This is a genomic window from Marinobacter iranensis, assembly GCF_029207565.1.
GTDB classification, from domain to species: Bacteria; Pseudomonadota; Gammaproteobacteria; order Pseudomonadales; family Oleiphilaceae; genus Marinobacter; species Marinobacter iranensis.
Genome location: NZ_JANCMW010000011.1, coordinates 93,387 through 107,166, shown reverse-complemented (window position 1 = coordinate 107,166; position 13,780 = coordinate 93,387). Strand labels below are relative to the sequence as shown.

Below are 13,780 nucleotides of genomic sequence, written 5' to 3'. Positions count from 1 at the left end.
AGTCCTCCGGCATTGACCATAAGTGCGCTCATTGGTTCCCCTCCCTGACTTCGTGATTGCGGGTCTTGAACAGTCTCAGCCGGTTGGCGTTGGTGACCACTGTCACCGAGGACAGCGACATGGCGGCGCCGGCCAGTATCGGGCTCATCAGCATTCCCCATAGAGGGTATAACAGCCCGGCTGCCACCGGTATACCCAGGGAGTTATAGATAAAGGCGCCGAACAGGTTCTGGTGGATATTCCGCACCGTGGCCCGTGAGATCTCAATGGCATCGGCAACACCATGAAGCGAGCCGCGCATCAGTGTGATACCGGCGCTCTCAATGGCCACGTCGGTTCCGGTGCCGATGGCAAAGCCGACGTCCGCTGCAGCCAGGGCAGGGGCATCGTTGATGCCGTCGCCCACCATGGCCACGGTATAGCCCTTGCCACGCATTTCGCTGACGATAGTGGCCTTGTCTTCCGGCAACACCTCGGCGCGGTAATCGTCGATGCCGGTTTTCTGGGCGATGGCTTTGGCGGTGGCGTCCACGTCGCCGGTGACCATCATCACCCGTATGCCAGCATCGTGCAGGCGTCGGATGGCGGCTTCCGAATCCTGTTTGACGGCATCGGCCACGCCAATGACACCCATGGCTTTTTCACCCAATGCCAGGAACAGCGGGGTTCCGGCTTCGGACGTGATCGCATCCGCTTCTTTCTGTAGCCCGGCCAGATCCACACCCTCGCTTTCCAGCCAGCGACGATTGCCCAGGCGCACGGGTTGGCCATCCAACTCCCCCTTCACGCCTTTACCGTTAAGGGCCTCAAAACCGGTGATGTTTTCCGGGCTAGCCTCTTCCTCTTTGGCTTTCGCCATAATGGCTTCGGCCAGGGGGTGTTCCGAGTGCTGTTCCAGGCCAGCGGCCAGCGCCAGCAATCTACCCGTGTCGTTGTCCGGCGCATGAAGACGGGTGACCGCCGGGTGGCCCTCGGTGATGGTGCCGGTCTTGTCCAGTATCACCAGGTCCAGCTTGCCGGCGGTTTGCAGGGCATCACCCTGGCGGATCAGGGCGCCGTATTCCGCGGCCTTGCCGACACCCACCATCACCGACATGGGGGTGGCCAGTCCCAGGGCACAGGGGCAGGCAATGATCAGCACCGTGGTGGCCGCCACCATCATATGGACCACTGCAGGCTCCGGCCCAACGTTGTACCACACCAGGGCGGACACCACCGCAATCAGCATTACGGTGGGTACGAACACCGAGGAAATCTTATCCGCCAGGCGCCCGATGGCGGGCTTGGAGCCCTGGGCTTTCTTGACCAGGCGGATAATCTGGGCGAGGGCGGTTTCGCTGCCCACGCGGGTGGCCTTGTAAATAATCGAGCCATGGGTGTTGATCGTGCCGGCGGATACCTCATCGCCTTCACCTTTGCTGACGGGCATGGGCTCACCGGTGAGCATGCTCTCATCAATGCGGGTGCTGCCTTCGATGATCTCCCCGTCCACCGGGAGCTTTTCCCCGGGGCGTACGCGAATACGGTCATCGACCTGAACCTGCTCCACTGGCAGATCCTGCTCCTCGCCGTCACGGATCACCCGGGCGGTTTTCGCCCGCAGGTCCAGCAGGCGTCGCACGGCTTCCGAAGTTTTGCCCTTGGCGCGAAGCTCCAGCGCCTGGCCCAGGTTGATCAGGCCGATAATCATCGCCGAAGCTTCAAAATACACGTGCCGCGCCATTTCCGGCAGGGCATCGGGAATACTGGCGACCACCATGGAATACGCCCAGGCGGTGCCCGTACCCAGGGCAATCAGGGTATCCATGTTGGCATTGTGGTGGCGGAAGGCTTTCCACGCGCCGGTGAAGAAGTGGCCACCAGTCGCTGTCATCACGCCCAGTGTAATAACGCCCAGGGTAAGCCAGGTGAGTTGGTTGTCTCCGGTGACCATCATGGAACCAAAGCCCATACCCCAGATCATCAGGCCAAGACCCAGGCTCAGGCTGACAGCCATTTTTACCAGCAGGGTTTTGTACTGCTTACGATCCTCCTCCTGCTTGCGGTCATCTTCCGCGTCCTGGTCATCAATGACACTGGCACCATAACCGGCGCTCTCCACCGCTTTGATAAGCGCCTGTGGGTCAGCATGCCCCGTCGCCGTGGCCGTATTGTCCGCCAGGTTCATATGGGCACCGGTGATGCCGTCGATAGACATCAGAGCCTTCTCAATAGTGCTCACACAGGATGAACAGGTAGCGCCGGTGACCGCCAGATGGATCTGGTCGTCATTACCGTTGGCATATCCCCTACTTTCTTCCTGTTCAGACCCTTGAGCGGTTTGCGCCGGGTCCTGATGTTTATCCGGGGGGCAATGGTCACCCTCCGGCTCTGACCCTGTATCGGCCGACTTCTCCAGCGGGGATGCGGGGTAACCCACTTCGGTCACGACGCGGGCTGCCTCTTCGGTATCGATGCCATCGGGCAGGGCAACCGTCTGCTCATCCAGGTTGACTTCAATCTGGTCGGCACTGCCGGTTAGTGGCTCAAGAGCACTGCTAATCTTGCGCACACAACCCTGGCATGAGGCGCCGGATATCGACAAAGCCGGGTGTAACGTGGTTTTCTCATTCATCGAGCATCACTCCTTCTTACCTTTGTCTGGTGCAGCTTCATCCCAATGTTCAATCAACCTGCAAATCGTGTGTCCGTCCGGCGAACCGTCCGGCATAGCCTGCCAGGCAGATAGGGCGGCGGTCATACGCTTGCGCAGTTGCTGCAACTCGGCAATCTCACGCTCCACCTCCGTTAGACGCTGCTGAAACACATCCCGAACCATCGGGCAGGGCGAATGATGATCGTCCGCCTGCTCAAGGATCTGCCGGATTTCCGGTAGCGAGAACCCCAGCTGACGTGCTTTGCGGGCAAACCGCAGCCGGCGTAGATCTTCAGCATCGTATTGCTGGTAGTTGTTATCCGGATTCCGTGTTGGTTTCAGCAACCCTTCCCGGGTATAAAAGCGGACCGTATCCGGGTTAACCTCCGCGCCCATCGCTAGTTCTTTGACTTTCATAAGCAGGATCACCACCGATAAGTTTGATCGAGTGGCTGGGTGGAACCGTCTTCCGAAACTGTGCGGAGCCTTGGGTGAAGAGTGTTAGCTCTTCACGGGCTGGCCAAGGATGGCCTGCCCTGGACCCTCAACGCGACGCAGGAGCGAAAAGCGTTGAGGGGCGGAGCCCAAGCGTACATGGATGTATTTACAGCGTGTTTCGGAAGACGGTTCCACCCAGCCACGGTTGGCACCCAAGCATGAGTGCAACTGGAACCATATGATTAGACTAAAACCTGTGAGCTACTCACAGGTCAAAGGTTTTTTTCAGGAAGAGGAGCTTTTAGAGCGAAGGAAGGTGCCGCAGGCCTTGCACTGGTCCGGGGCCATCAGTTTGGCTTGCCAGCCGATTTTTTGCCCACAGGCGGGGCAAGCCAGACGTAACTGAAGAATAATGATAGGAGTGATCAACAGCGCAATGATGATACCCAGAGGTCCCCAGCTGTCACCACTGGAAAGGCCAAGCTGGCTGCTGAAAACCAGGATTACGACCAGTGAGAAAAACGCAAAAATAAAATAACCTTTATTCCAGGTTTCCCACCGCCGCAGGCGGTCGTTCTGCTCCGAAGTCAGATAGTTTGAACTCATGAGTCGGCACCTTGAAAGCTGATACCGGAATAGTGGTGATTCGAAGCGCTCATTTCAATCAGGTGCCCACTGGTGTATCCACCACATCCAGCAGACCCGAACTCAGGGCCTTCTCCAGCTCGGCAGCGGGAATCGGACGGCTGATCAGGTAACCCTGAATCAGGTCGCAGCGGTGATTCTTGAGGAAGGTCAGTTGCTCACGGGTCTCCACACCCTCCGCCACCACCTGAATGCCCAGGTTATGGGCCAGGTTAATCACCGCACGGGTAATAACCGCATCGTCGTGGCGCTCGGTAACATCGGTAATGAAAGAACGGTCGATTTTCAGCAGATCCACCGGGAAATCCCGCAGATAACCCAGCGAAGAATAGCCCACGCCAAAGTCATCGATAGCCAGATGTACCCCCAGCTTGTGGAGCTTGGTCAACTGGTTCAGGTTGTGTTCGATGTTCTGGATAAAGATCTCTTCGGTCAGCTCCACTTCCAGCCGGTCTGCGGGAACACCATTGGTTTCCAGCGCCTCCTGAATGTGGTCAACAATGCTTTCGTCATCCAGTTCGCGGCCCGACAGATTCACTGCGATACGCAGATTGGAGTAAGGGCCATTCTGCCATTTCGCCAACTGGCGGCAGGCAGCCATCACCACCCAGCGGCCAATATCGGTGATCCGGCCACTTTCCTCCGCCAGCGGGATGAAGTCGACCGGCGGCAACAGGCCCCGGCGCGGGTGCTGCCAGCGGATCAGGGCTTCCACGCTATTGATGGAGGAGTCGTTGAGGTCCAGTTGGGGCTGGAAGTAAAGCACAAACTCGTCGTTGGCCAGGGCATGGTTCAGGTCTTTGTCCAGTTCCAGGCGCATGACTTCCCGTTCCTGCATGCCCTCGGTGTAGAACTGGTAGGTATTGCGGCCCTGCTCCTTGGCCCGGTATAGCGCCACATCGGCATTGCGCAACAGGGTGTCGGCATCCAGGCCGCTCTGGGGATAAACGGCCACCCCCATGGTAGCGGTAACGCCATGTTCTTCGCTCTGGACATGGAAGGGCTCGTCAAAGCACTGTTTTATCTGGCCCAGAAGGTTGATGACATCGTCGATGTCGTCCACATGCTGCTGACAGACCATGAACTCGTCGCCACCGGCATAGGCCACCATGACTCTTTCATCGCTGAGGGCGTTCAGGCGCTCGGATACCTTGATTAGCAGTTCGTCGCCGAACTGATGACCGAGGGAATCATTGAGCATCTGGAAGCGGTCCAGGTCGATCATTACGAGGGCGGCCTGGCGCATCTGGCGGTCCGCGATGCTCAGGGTATGGGCCAGGTCCTCCATGAAAAATCGGCGATTGGCCAGGCCGGTCAGGGTATCGGTGGTTTCAAGCCGCGCCAGGTCTTGCTGTACAGCCTGACGCTGGCTGATTTCCGCATCCAGTTCTCGCCGGGTTTTCAGCAGTGCCCGGTTTCGTTTGAGAATCTGCTGTACCAGCAAGGTGGTGAGACTGGTCAATAGTCCCATGAAGAGCATGATCACGAAGGTGACAAAGGGCCAGTTGCTGCGTTGTTCCTCAACCCAGGAGACGGAGGGGGTTACCGTCAATGTCCAGTCGATGGTTGGCAGGTTGATGTCCAGCGTGCGGGAAAAGCCGGGATCGGTATTGGTGGAGCTGTTGAGCTCATAGGCCGGTTTGCCGCTGTCCCTGATTTCGATACGGAAGGACTCCAGGGTGCGGCTGGAGAGCAGGTGCCTGGCCAGGGTTTCCATCCGGAATACACCGGCAATGAAGCCGTTGTTGGCGTCGCCACTGAATATGGGGGCGTAGATAACCATGCCCCTGCCGCCCTGCTTCAGGTCGATAACGCCAGAAATATCGAGATGTCCTGTGGCCTGCGCCTCCTGCAGGGAGGCCAGCCGTTCCGGGGAAAAGGCTACGTTGTAGCCAATGGCATCTTCGTTGCCCTCGTAAGGTACCATCCAGCGAATCACATAATTTCGGTCAACCCACTCAATCGCCTGGTAGACACCGAAATCGGACAGATAGTTGCGGGCATCCTGTTCCCAGACTTCCCGGGGTGTATCCGGTGCAGCCTCAAACCGATTTGCCATGCGGCTGATGGCTTCAGCGTGAACCATGAACTCGCGCTCAAGGCGGTTGGCCATGGAGCTGGCCTCGTTGTTCAGGTTGGCCTGAATCTGAGTACTGTCCTGCTTTTCAATGCCGTACTGCAGACCCAGAGCAATAGCCAGGAACACCAGGAAAATCAGTGCTGGAAACGCTGGGTTCAGCAGACCCCTTACAAACAGGGTTAGTGCTGATGCAGGTTTGTCCACAAATTGCTCCGGTTGATGAATTTACTGAACAGCATATCGGCCGAATTCACCCGATTATGAGGGAAAAACGCGATGACCTGTTACCAATTGTTGAACCCTGGCTTTTAATGAAATCCCGAAAGCCCCATCCGGCAGGGGATGAGCGATCTCCAGCTTTTCACCGGCCGCCGGGTTTGCCAGGTCGACAATCCGGGGCGCAACCGGTTTCTTACTGGCGTCCATCAGTATCTCAATCCTGGGTTTCAGTTTTTTACCCGGGTGTACCGCTACAATCAGCGCCACTTCCCCACTGTTGAGCTCCACCAGGGTCCCTGGTGGATAAATGCCCACCATACGAATAAACGCCTCCACCATGTCGGCATCAAACTGCCTGCCACGATTACGGTACAGCACGCGGATGGCGTCAGAGGTTGGTATGCCGTCCCGGTAACAGCGGTCGCTGGTCATGGCATCAAAGGCGTCAACAATGGACACCAGCCGGGCAAAGCGACTGATCTGCCACTCTTCCAGCTGTTGTGGATAGCCACGACCATCCACGCGCTCATGGTGGTGACGGGTCACGTCCCGAATGATCGGGTCCAACTTCGGGTCCGAGCCCAGTAGCTCATAGCCGAAGGTGGTGTGCTCCTGCATGATCGCGTATTCCGCCGGGTTGAGTGCGCCGGGTTTATTAAGGATCTCTTCTGGAACCTTCAGCTTGCCCAGATCGTGAAGCAGCCCACACATACCGGCAATTTCCAGGTCTTCGTCAGGCAAGCCCAGAAAGCGTGCAAAAGCCACCGTGAAAATCGCCACCCGCAGGCAGTGTTCGGCGGTATAGGCGTCGCGGGACTTTATGCGACTCATCCAGATCATCGCGCTGGCATTGGCCTTGATGCTTTCCACGCATTCGCGGATCACCGGTCGGGCGTCCTGAAGATTGAAGTTATTGCCCTGCTCGATGGCAAGGGTGACCTGCTCCACAAAGGTCTGGGTCTTACCCCATACCCGGCTGGCACGGGGAATTTCTTCGGCAAGGGGGCGGGTTTCAGGAAGCGGGGTGGCTGTGCGTTTCTTGTGGATGGCGACCTTCGCCAGAGCTTCTGACAGCACCTGCTCATCGCCTTCGACCAGCACCCACTCGCAATACTGGCGCAGGGTGCGGGCCTGGTAGTTATCTTCCAGGGTGAAGCCCTGGAACAGAACCGGCACTTCGGTCCACGGACGGTCCAGCTTCACAATGCGCATACCCGTGGTAAGCAGATCGACCGGAAGTCGTACGCGCTCTACCCTGGTTTGGGCATCGGGGTCAAGCAACCCTGCCTGGGAGCGGGCTGCTGGTTTTTTCGGAGGGGCTGTACTGGTTTTACGTCGGAACCACATGGCTCTGCCAGTCTTCTGATTGTCTGACCCGATTATGGCAGAATTGCCGTCTCCAGAACAGGCGAGAGGAGAGCCGGACTGAAGGCCGCTTGGCTCAGCTTACAGGATGTGGCAACGGAGGCACCCCAAGGCGGGGAATTTCCTGCTTGGGACATTTGTCCATCACAACGGTCACACCTGCATCCTCCGCTCTCAGTGCACCGGCCTCGTTGATAACACCGATCTGCATCCAGATAATCGGTATTCCCTGCTCAATGGCCTCGTCTATGACCGCATCGGTGTGGTTCGGGGCAAGAAACAGGTCGGCCATATCCACCGGCCCGGGAATGGACGCGAGATTGGCATATACGGTCTCACCAAGCACCGTTTGGCCTGCAAGCCGCGGATTCACCGGAATAATCCGGTAGCCGCGCCCCTGCAGGTAGGCCATTACTTCGTGGCTGGGGCGATTGGGCTTGTCGCTGGCGCCAACCAACGCAATGGTGCGGACGGTTTCGAGAATTTTGCGCAGTTGATCAGGGTTGTTTCGGGACATGAAATACCGGCTTGTCAGGTGGCCCGGTGCGCCTCAAGGCAGACAGACACCGATTCTGCATAGCGTAGCGCATGGGGCTTGTCGATTTCCACCGTCGCCCAGTTGACCGCCTCGTGCTCCATAACGATGCTGAGTACTTCGTGGGTCAGCCGTTCCAGAAGGGCAAAACGGTTTCCGTCCACGTGGCTGATAATATGCTTGGTAATTGTGCGGTAGTTCAGGGCGGTGCGGATATCGTTTTCATTGATGGCTGCTGTAGCATCGTAGGTAAGACGCACGTTTATCAGTACATCCTGCTGGTTATTGATCTCCTCTTCCTTGATACCTATGTAGGCGCGCAGCAGCAAATCCTTTATACGCACGGTTGCCTGGTGATTTCCGGTTACTGCAGTCATCTGGCCTCCTGATCACCAACGGATATTCAGCGATCCCGAATCAGCGTCAGGAACTCAGTCCGCGTGGCTTGTGACTTTCGGAACTGGCCCAGCATCATCGAGGTTTTCATACGGGAATTCTGTTTCTCCACGCCCCTCATCATCATGCACATATGCTGGGCTTCGATAACCACGGCCACACCCTTGGCGCCGGTCACGGTCTCAATAGCCTCGGCAATCTCGCGAGTCAGGTTTTCCTGAATCTGTAACCGACGGGCATACATGTCGACGATACGGGCAAACTTGGACAGGCCAAGCACCTTGCCCTGGGGCAGGTAGGCAATATGGCACTTCCCGATAAACGGCAGCATGTGGTGTTCGCACATGCTGTAAAGCTCGATGTCCTGAACCACCACCATTTCGTCCATGGCGGACTCGAAAACCGCATCGTTGACCAGTGTGTCCAGGCTTTGTTTGTAACCCTGCGTCAGGAACTGCATGGCCTTGGCAGCCCGTATGGGTGTGTCCTGCAGTCCCTCTCGGTCAGGATTTTCGCCCAGGCCCGCGATGATCTGCTGAAAATGGCTGGCCAGGTCGTCAAGCTTGTTGGTCATGGTTGCTTCCGGTTTAAGAATCAGTTCAGGGGCGAAAGCTTAAGGGAATTTGCTCGCGTCCTCCAGATCTACGACTAAGGAAGGCGAAAAGACCACCCTGAATGTTCTGGTTCGCAAATTGTCAGACCAGATCTGGCAGGGGCGGTTGGTTTGATTTAGAGTTTCAGTTTCAGGCAGGTTTCAGGAAACCGCAATGGAACAGGTAATACCGGGAGTCCGGGGTGCCGCCTTCCCCGGCGCAGGGAATGCGACCCTGGAATGGTGGCAACAGGGAGGCAAGTGGTTCTCCTATGGCGGCCACGCCATTTTCAGCAGGATGGCGGGCCAGGGTGATCCCCTGGTGCTGCTTCATGGCTTCCCAACCGCAAGCTGGGATTGGAGCCGGCTGTGGCCAATGCTGGTTCAGCATCACTCCCTGTTCACCCTGGACATGCTGGGGTTTGGCTTTTCTGATAAGCCGGCCCTTTACGATTACAGCATCGAAGATCAGGCCGACCTGTTTGAAGGGTGGATCGCGGGCCTGGGCCTGAAAAACGTCAGCCTTTTTGCCCATGATTACGGCTGCAGTGTGGCTCAGGAACTGCTGGCACGTGATCAGGAAGGGCTGCTGCCGTTCGCCATTACCCGGGTCGGCTTTCTCAATGGAGCTCTGTTCCCGGAAGTCCACAGCCCGCTGTTGATCCAGAAACTGTTGGGCAGTCCTCTTGGGGGGCTGATCAGCCGCGGCCTTACCCGGCGGACCTTCGAACGCAATTTCCGTCGCCTGTTCAGCCATGAGAACCCGCCTTCGCAGAAGGATATGGATGACTTCTGGCACCTGCTGACCTACAACAACGGCCGTGGCATTCTCCACAACCTGATCCACTTCATGGAAGAGCGTCGCTGTCACCGCAACCGCTGGGTGGGGGCGCTACAGAAGGCCGGGCAACCGATGAGACTGATATCAGGAGTTGCTGATCCGGTTTCCGGTTCAGCCATGGCCAGACGTTATCGGGAGCTTGTTCCGAATGCCGATGTGGTCAGTCTCCGTAATGTCGGCCACTATCCCCATTTCGAGGCTGCGGGTGAGGTTTATCGGGCCTGGCGGGACTTCTGCAAGCAACCGGAATAAGCCATGGCTACAGGTCGGCGGCCAGAGTTGTGCCGTCAGCGTCTTCAGGTGGCTCCTCGTTCAGTTGCCTTGCGGCGCTGACCGCCTGGTTGCGGCCCCTGGCCTTGGCTTCATAGAGCGCCTGGTCCGCCCGATTCAGCCAGACCGACCAGGTCTCACCTTTGCCCACTTCCGCCACACTGGCGCTGGCGGTGATCTGTATGCCTTCCACGAAGGGGCGGGCACTGATGCTCGTCAGCAGTTCTCTCGCCACCTTGTCGGCGTCTTTCTGGCGGGTCTCGGGCAGAACCAGCATGAATTCCTCTCCGCCGATGCGGAACAGGCGGTCACTTTCCCTCAACCGTTTGCTGAGGCGGTGTGAAAGTTCCTGCAGCACGCGATCACCGGCCATGTGCCCCCATCGGTCGTTGATCGTCTTGAAGTAATCCAGATCCAGTAGTATCAGGCTTGAAACCCTTTCATAACGCTCACGCATCTGGATCTGTCCGTTAAGGATATCTGCCAGTTGGGAGCGATTGAGGCAGCCGGTCAACGGGTCCGTGGTGGCAAGGCGCGTCAGTTCCGCCTGCAAACGGCCCACCAGCCAGGCAAAAATCATAACGAACAGGCAGGTCAGACCCAGCGAAAAGGTAATACGCCAGAAATCTGCCTCCGGAAACGTGATAAACGACACCACAGACATGCTGGCCACAAATATGATATTGCTGACAGTGGCTTCCCGCAGAGGTAGCAGGAAAAACACCGCAGCGGCTGCGGGGTAGGACCAGTAGAGCCCCGCGTGACCATTAATCACGGTGGAATAGACGGCGCAAATCACCGCCAGTATGGGGAACAGCCGCCCCTGCAGGAAATAGATACTGCGAAACCGCAGGAATGCAATAACGGCAACCGCATTCAGGCAGAACAGGATAAGAAGCAGAGCCAACAGAATGTTGCCCTGTTGCCACTGCACCATCACCAGGGGAGCCACAGCAACGAGCGCCCAGAAGTGCAGGTGGTAAACGATCTGGCGCTTGAAGCCAAGTACCGCAAGTGTGGGGTTGGTGGCCAGGTTGTTAGTAGTGGCAAGAGGATTCACAGCATACTCCCGCTGTTTGTGGTGGGCCCGTACTTCCAATCCGGTCTATCCCGAAGTCTAGCACGACCTTCCGGGGAAGGAAGCTGGTTTTCTGTCTGGTGATGGGCGCCAGCGGGACTATGGCTGCCTGGCTCCCAGTTCGCTAGACTGGCGGGCCCAGAACAAGGAGCCGTCATGACCGCCGTACATACCCGTCCTCCCGCCTTGACCATCCGTGCCGGCCGTCGCGCCCTGGAAAGGCTGCGGGATCAACCCTTTACAGCGGGTGATGTGCATGTCGTTCCTGGGGCTGCCGGCGGCCCCAAAGCACTGGGTATTTCCGGCCTGGACAAGGCCATCTTTGGCGACTTCCTGCCCCGGGTGGCCCAGGAACGCTCGCTGATTGGTTCTTCCATTGGCAGCTGGCGGTTTGCCGCGGTGGCCTCATCGGACAATCCCAAGGCCCAACTGTCCCGGCTGGCGGACCTGTACACCTCCCAGCGCTTTGCCAAGGGAGTCAGTATGGCGGAAATCAGCCGCAAGAGCGTGCTGTTCCTGGAAGAGCTGCTGGCCGGTTGTGAAGACCATATCCTCAACCACCCCTGGTACCGCCTGAACATCGTGGTTGTCCGCAGCCGCGGCATGCTGGAGCATGAGACCAAAGGCCGCCTCAGCCTGGGCCTGATGAACGCCATCAGCGCCAACATGGTCAGCCGCCGCCACCTCGGACGATACATGGAACGGGGGATCATCCACGATGCCCGGCTAAAAGCACCATTGGCCAAACTGGTGGATTTTCCAAGCCATGAAGTGCCCCTGAGCCGCGACAACCTGATGCCCGCCCTGCTGGCCTCCGCGTCCATTCCCCTGGTGATGTCCGGGGTCCGCAATATCCCGGGCGCCCCTGATGGGTTATACCGCGACGGCGGCCTGTTGGATTACCATCTGGACCTTCCCTATGAGCAGCCCGGCGTGATTCTGTACCCTCATTTCACCGACAAGGTGGTTCCCGGCTGGTTCGACAAGACCCTGCCCTGGCGCCGGGGTGACGCCACCCGCTTGCAGGATGTGCTGCTGGTGTCGCCGTCACCGGAATACCTGGAAAGCCTGCCGGATCGGAAGCTGCCGGACCGCAAGGACTTCGAGCGCTACATCGGCGACGATGCCGGCCGCGAGCAGGCGTGGCGCAAGGCGATTGCCGAGAGTGACCGCCTGGGCGACGAGTTCATGGAACTGGTGGATTCGGGGCGCATTAAAGACGTTTTGCGGCCATTGGATGGGAAGCGCTGAACAGTTGAAACTCGTGTTGCCTTTGACTGGGTTCCAGCCTGTGGGTTTGGGGGAGGCAGCAGACAACGCGTTGACTATACTGCGAAGGAATTCAGAAAAATAAAGCAGGGGCTCCCCGATGACTGATGAGAAACCGAAAACACCCAGAACCACGCCATGCTCAGTGCTGGTGGAAGGCGGCAAGAACTACTTCTGGTGCGCCTGTGGCCGCAGCAACAGCCAGCCATTCTGCGACGGTTCCCACAAGGGTACAGGGTTTACACCGGTCAAATACACCGCCGAAAAGAAAGAATGGGTGTGGTTTTGTGGCTGCAAACACACCGGTAACCCGCCCCTGTGCGATGGTACCCACAAAACCCTGGATCAGGGCGCCTGAATGCCGGGCTGAAGGCTCAGCCGATAGCCGCTGAAACCGTGTAGCGTATCCCGCAGCGCCAGGACCCGCAGGGTGACCGGAACCTGGCGATCGTCGGCGTCCAGCAGTTTCAGGTCAATTCGCTGTATCTGCCGTTCCTGCCGCGCAGCCTCGAGTGTCCTGCGGAAATTGTCGAGGCAGGCCGGGTCTACCAGCTGCTCGAAGGGCATTCCGGCCAGATCGGCCGGTGCTTTCTGCAGCAGGTCCGCCACCTGGAGTGAGATGTATCCCGTCCGGGCCTGTTCATCCAGCTCACAGATAGTGGCGCCGGACAGCGCCACCAGGTCCCGGCTGCGTTGTTCACTGTCGTTCAGCGCCTGCCGCAGGATCGACTTCTCGACCTGCATGTTATTCAGTTGCTGCTCGTATTCCCGTGTTACCTTGTCGGCGTTACGGTAATGGCCCTGCCAACGCCGGATCCGCAAGCAAAGGAATATCACCACGGCCGTTGCCAGCAGGGTCACTACCAGCCCCGCAAACCAGACAAAGCGAAACGACCGGTGGGCAGGTTGATTCAGGAAGTCGGTGTCGGGCAGCGTTGTCACCAGCCATCGGTGTTCGCTGATTGTTACCTCAGATCGCAGTGACTGTGACCGGTCCGGGCTGTTAGCGCGTATAGCCTGAAATAAAGGGGTTTTGGTATGCCGTTCCAGCGTATCCACCCGCAGATTGAGCATTCGGGGTACCGTACCCTTGAACACGGTCGCCAGCCACAGCTCAGCAGGGGCAGAGTCATTGATGGTCCTGGTTGGAGTAACTCCGTCGGTGTACAGCGGCGGAAGCTCGTCATACCCACGCAACCGGGCGACCAGCGTGTTGTGCTGCTTGCGGTAAACCTGTTCAGTGAGGGAGCGGGACTGCTCCTCGAGCGCCTGCGCTGTCAGGCCGGTAACAACCAGGCCGGCAAAGAATACCAGCAGTGGCGCCCAAAGGTGTGGCAGCGCCAGAACGTGTCCTGTCCCTGTTAATCGTGGGCTTTCCATAGGTTAGTCCGCAACCGTTGGCGAAAGTATGGGAAAC

The 13,780-nt window shown here is 58.2% G+C and carries 13 protein-coding genes; 3 read left to right on the top strand and 10 right to left on the bottom strand.

Features of this window, described 5'->3' with window-relative positions; all coding sequences use genetic code 11:
• Positions 1-28: 28 nt before the first annotated feature.
• The 8 genes from NLU14_RS16240 to folE form a co-directional block, all read right to left on the bottom strand.
• Positions 29-2,614 (bottom strand): heavy metal translocating P-type ATPase, encoded by a 2,586-nt coding sequence (locus tag NLU14_RS16240; RefSeq protein WP_275708424.1) that lies wholly within the window; start codon positions 2,612-2,614, stop codon positions 29-31.
• A gap of 6 nt (positions 2,615-2,620) precedes the next feature.
• Positions 2,621-3,052, bottom strand: coding sequence for a MerR family transcriptional regulator (locus tag NLU14_RS16235; RefSeq protein WP_275708422.1), 432 nt, complete (start codon positions 3,050-3,052; stop codon positions 2,621-2,623).
• A gap of 306 nt (positions 3,053-3,358) precedes the next feature.
• Positions 3,359-3,679 carry a hypothetical protein gene (locus NLU14_RS16230; RefSeq protein ID WP_275708419.1) on the bottom strand — a complete coding sequence of 107 codons (321 nt, stop codon included), beginning with the start codon at positions 3,677-3,679 and terminating at the stop codon, positions 3,359-3,361.
• 58 nt (positions 3,680-3,737) lie between these two features.
• Positions 3,738-6,002 (bottom strand): bifunctional diguanylate cyclase/phosphodiesterase, encoded by a 2,265-nt coding sequence (locus NLU14_RS16225; protein ID WP_275708417.1) that lies wholly within the window; start codon positions 6,000-6,002, stop codon positions 3,738-3,740.
• Positions 6,003-6,056: 54 nt separating this feature from the next.
• Positions 6,057-7,364, bottom strand: coding sequence for a cyclic di-GMP phosphodiesterase (locus tag NLU14_RS16220; RefSeq protein WP_275708415.1), 1,308 nt, complete (start codon positions 7,362-7,364; stop codon positions 6,057-6,059).
• A 94-nt stretch (positions 7,365-7,458) separates the two neighbouring features.
• Positions 7,459-7,899: a CoA-binding protein gene (locus tag NLU14_RS16215; protein WP_275708413.1), complete on the bottom strand. Its 441-nt coding sequence runs from the start codon at positions 7,897-7,899 to the stop codon at positions 7,459-7,461.
• 14 nt (positions 7,900-7,913) lie between these two features.
• Positions 7,914-8,294: a dihydroneopterin triphosphate 2'-epimerase gene (gene folX, locus NLU14_RS16210; RefSeq protein ID WP_275708411.1), complete on the bottom strand. Its 381-nt coding sequence runs from the start codon at positions 8,292-8,294 to the stop codon at positions 7,914-7,916.
• Positions 8,295-8,320: 26 nt separating this feature from the next.
• Positions 8,321-8,887 carry a GTP cyclohydrolase I FolE gene (folE, locus tag NLU14_RS16205; protein WP_275708409.1) on the bottom strand — a complete coding sequence of 189 codons (567 nt, stop codon included), beginning with the start codon at positions 8,885-8,887 and terminating at the stop codon, positions 8,321-8,323.
• Between the two features lie 193 nt (positions 8,888-9,080).
• Between folE and NLU14_RS16200 the strand changes: the two genes are divergently transcribed.
• Entirely contained in the window at positions 9,081-9,998 is a 918-nt protein-coding gene (locus tag NLU14_RS16200) for an alpha/beta fold hydrolase (protein ID WP_275708407.1), read from the top strand.
• Positions 9,999-10,005: 7 nt separating this feature from the next.
• On the opposite strand, the gene NLU14_RS16195 is transcribed toward NLU14_RS16200, so the two are convergent.
• Complete coding sequence (locus NLU14_RS16195) at positions 10,006-11,076, bottom strand: GGDEF domain-containing protein (RefSeq protein ID WP_275708405.1); 1,071 nt, start codon at positions 11,074-11,076, stop codon at positions 10,006-10,008.
• 174 nt (positions 11,077-11,250) lie between these two features.
• On the opposite strand from NLU14_RS16195, the gene NLU14_RS16190 reads away from it, so the two are divergent.
• Together NLU14_RS16190 and NLU14_RS16185 are read left to right on the top strand one after the other, a co-directional pair.
• Entirely contained in the window at positions 11,251-12,345 is a 1,095-nt protein-coding gene (locus NLU14_RS16190; RefSeq protein ID WP_275708403.1) for a patatin-like phospholipase family protein, read from the top strand.
• Between the two features lie 118 nt (positions 12,346-12,463).
• Positions 12,464-12,721 carry a CDGSH iron-sulfur domain-containing protein gene (locus tag NLU14_RS16185; protein ID WP_275708401.1) on the top strand — a complete coding sequence of 86 codons (258 nt, stop codon included), beginning with the start codon at positions 12,464-12,466 and terminating at the stop codon, positions 12,719-12,721.
• Here the strand turns inward: NLU14_RS16185 and NLU14_RS16180 are convergent.
• Positions 12,709-13,743, bottom strand: a complete 1,035-nt coding sequence (locus tag NLU14_RS16180) for a PAS domain-containing protein (protein WP_275708399.1) — start codon at positions 13,741-13,743, stop codon at positions 12,709-12,711. The genes NLU14_RS16185 and NLU14_RS16180 overlap by 13 nt on opposite strands.
• Positions 13,744-13,780: the final 37 nt, after the last annotated feature.

Excerpts from the sequence above, each read along its gene's own strand:
- NLU14_RS16230 (WP_275708419.1), bottom strand. The coding sequence starts at position 3,679 with ATGAGTTCAAACTATCTGACTTCGGAGCAGAACGACCGCCTGCGGCGG.
- NLU14_RS16200 (WP_275708407.1), top strand. The coding sequence starts at position 9,081 with ATGGAACAGGTAATACCGGGAGTCCGGGGTGCCGCCTTCCCCGGCGCA.
- folX (WP_275708411.1), bottom strand. The coding sequence starts at position 8,294 with ATGACTGCAGTAACCGGAAATCACCAGGCAACCGTGCGTATAAAGGAT.
- NLU14_RS16240 (WP_275708424.1), bottom strand. The coding sequence starts at position 2,614 with ATGAATGAGAAAACCACGTTACACCCGGCTTTGTCGATATCCGGCGCC.
- NLU14_RS16220 (WP_275708415.1), bottom strand. The coding sequence starts at position 7,364 with ATGTGGTTCCGACGTAAAACCAGTACAGCCCCTCCGAAAAAACCAGCA.
- NLU14_RS16185 (WP_275708401.1), top strand. The coding sequence starts at position 12,464 with ATGACTGATGAGAAACCGAAAACACCCAGAACCACGCCATGCTCAGTG.
- folE (WP_275708409.1), bottom strand. The coding sequence starts at position 8,887 with ATGACCAACAAGCTTGACGACCTGGCCAGCCATTTTCAGCAGATCATC.
- NLU14_RS16190 (WP_275708403.1), top strand. The coding sequence starts at position 11,251 with ATGACCGCCGTACATACCCGTCCTCCCGCCTTGACCATCCGTGCCGGC.
- NLU14_RS16180 (WP_275708399.1), bottom strand. The coding sequence starts at position 13,743 with ATGGAAAGCCCACGATTAACAGGGACAGGACACGTTCTGGCGCTGCCA.
- NLU14_RS16215 (WP_275708413.1), bottom strand. The coding sequence starts at position 7,899 with ATGTCCCGAAACAACCCTGATCAACTGCGCAAAATTCTCGAAACCGTC.
- NLU14_RS16235 (WP_275708422.1), bottom strand. The coding sequence starts at position 3,052 with ATGAAAGTCAAAGAACTAGCGATGGGCGCGGAGGTTAACCCGGATACG.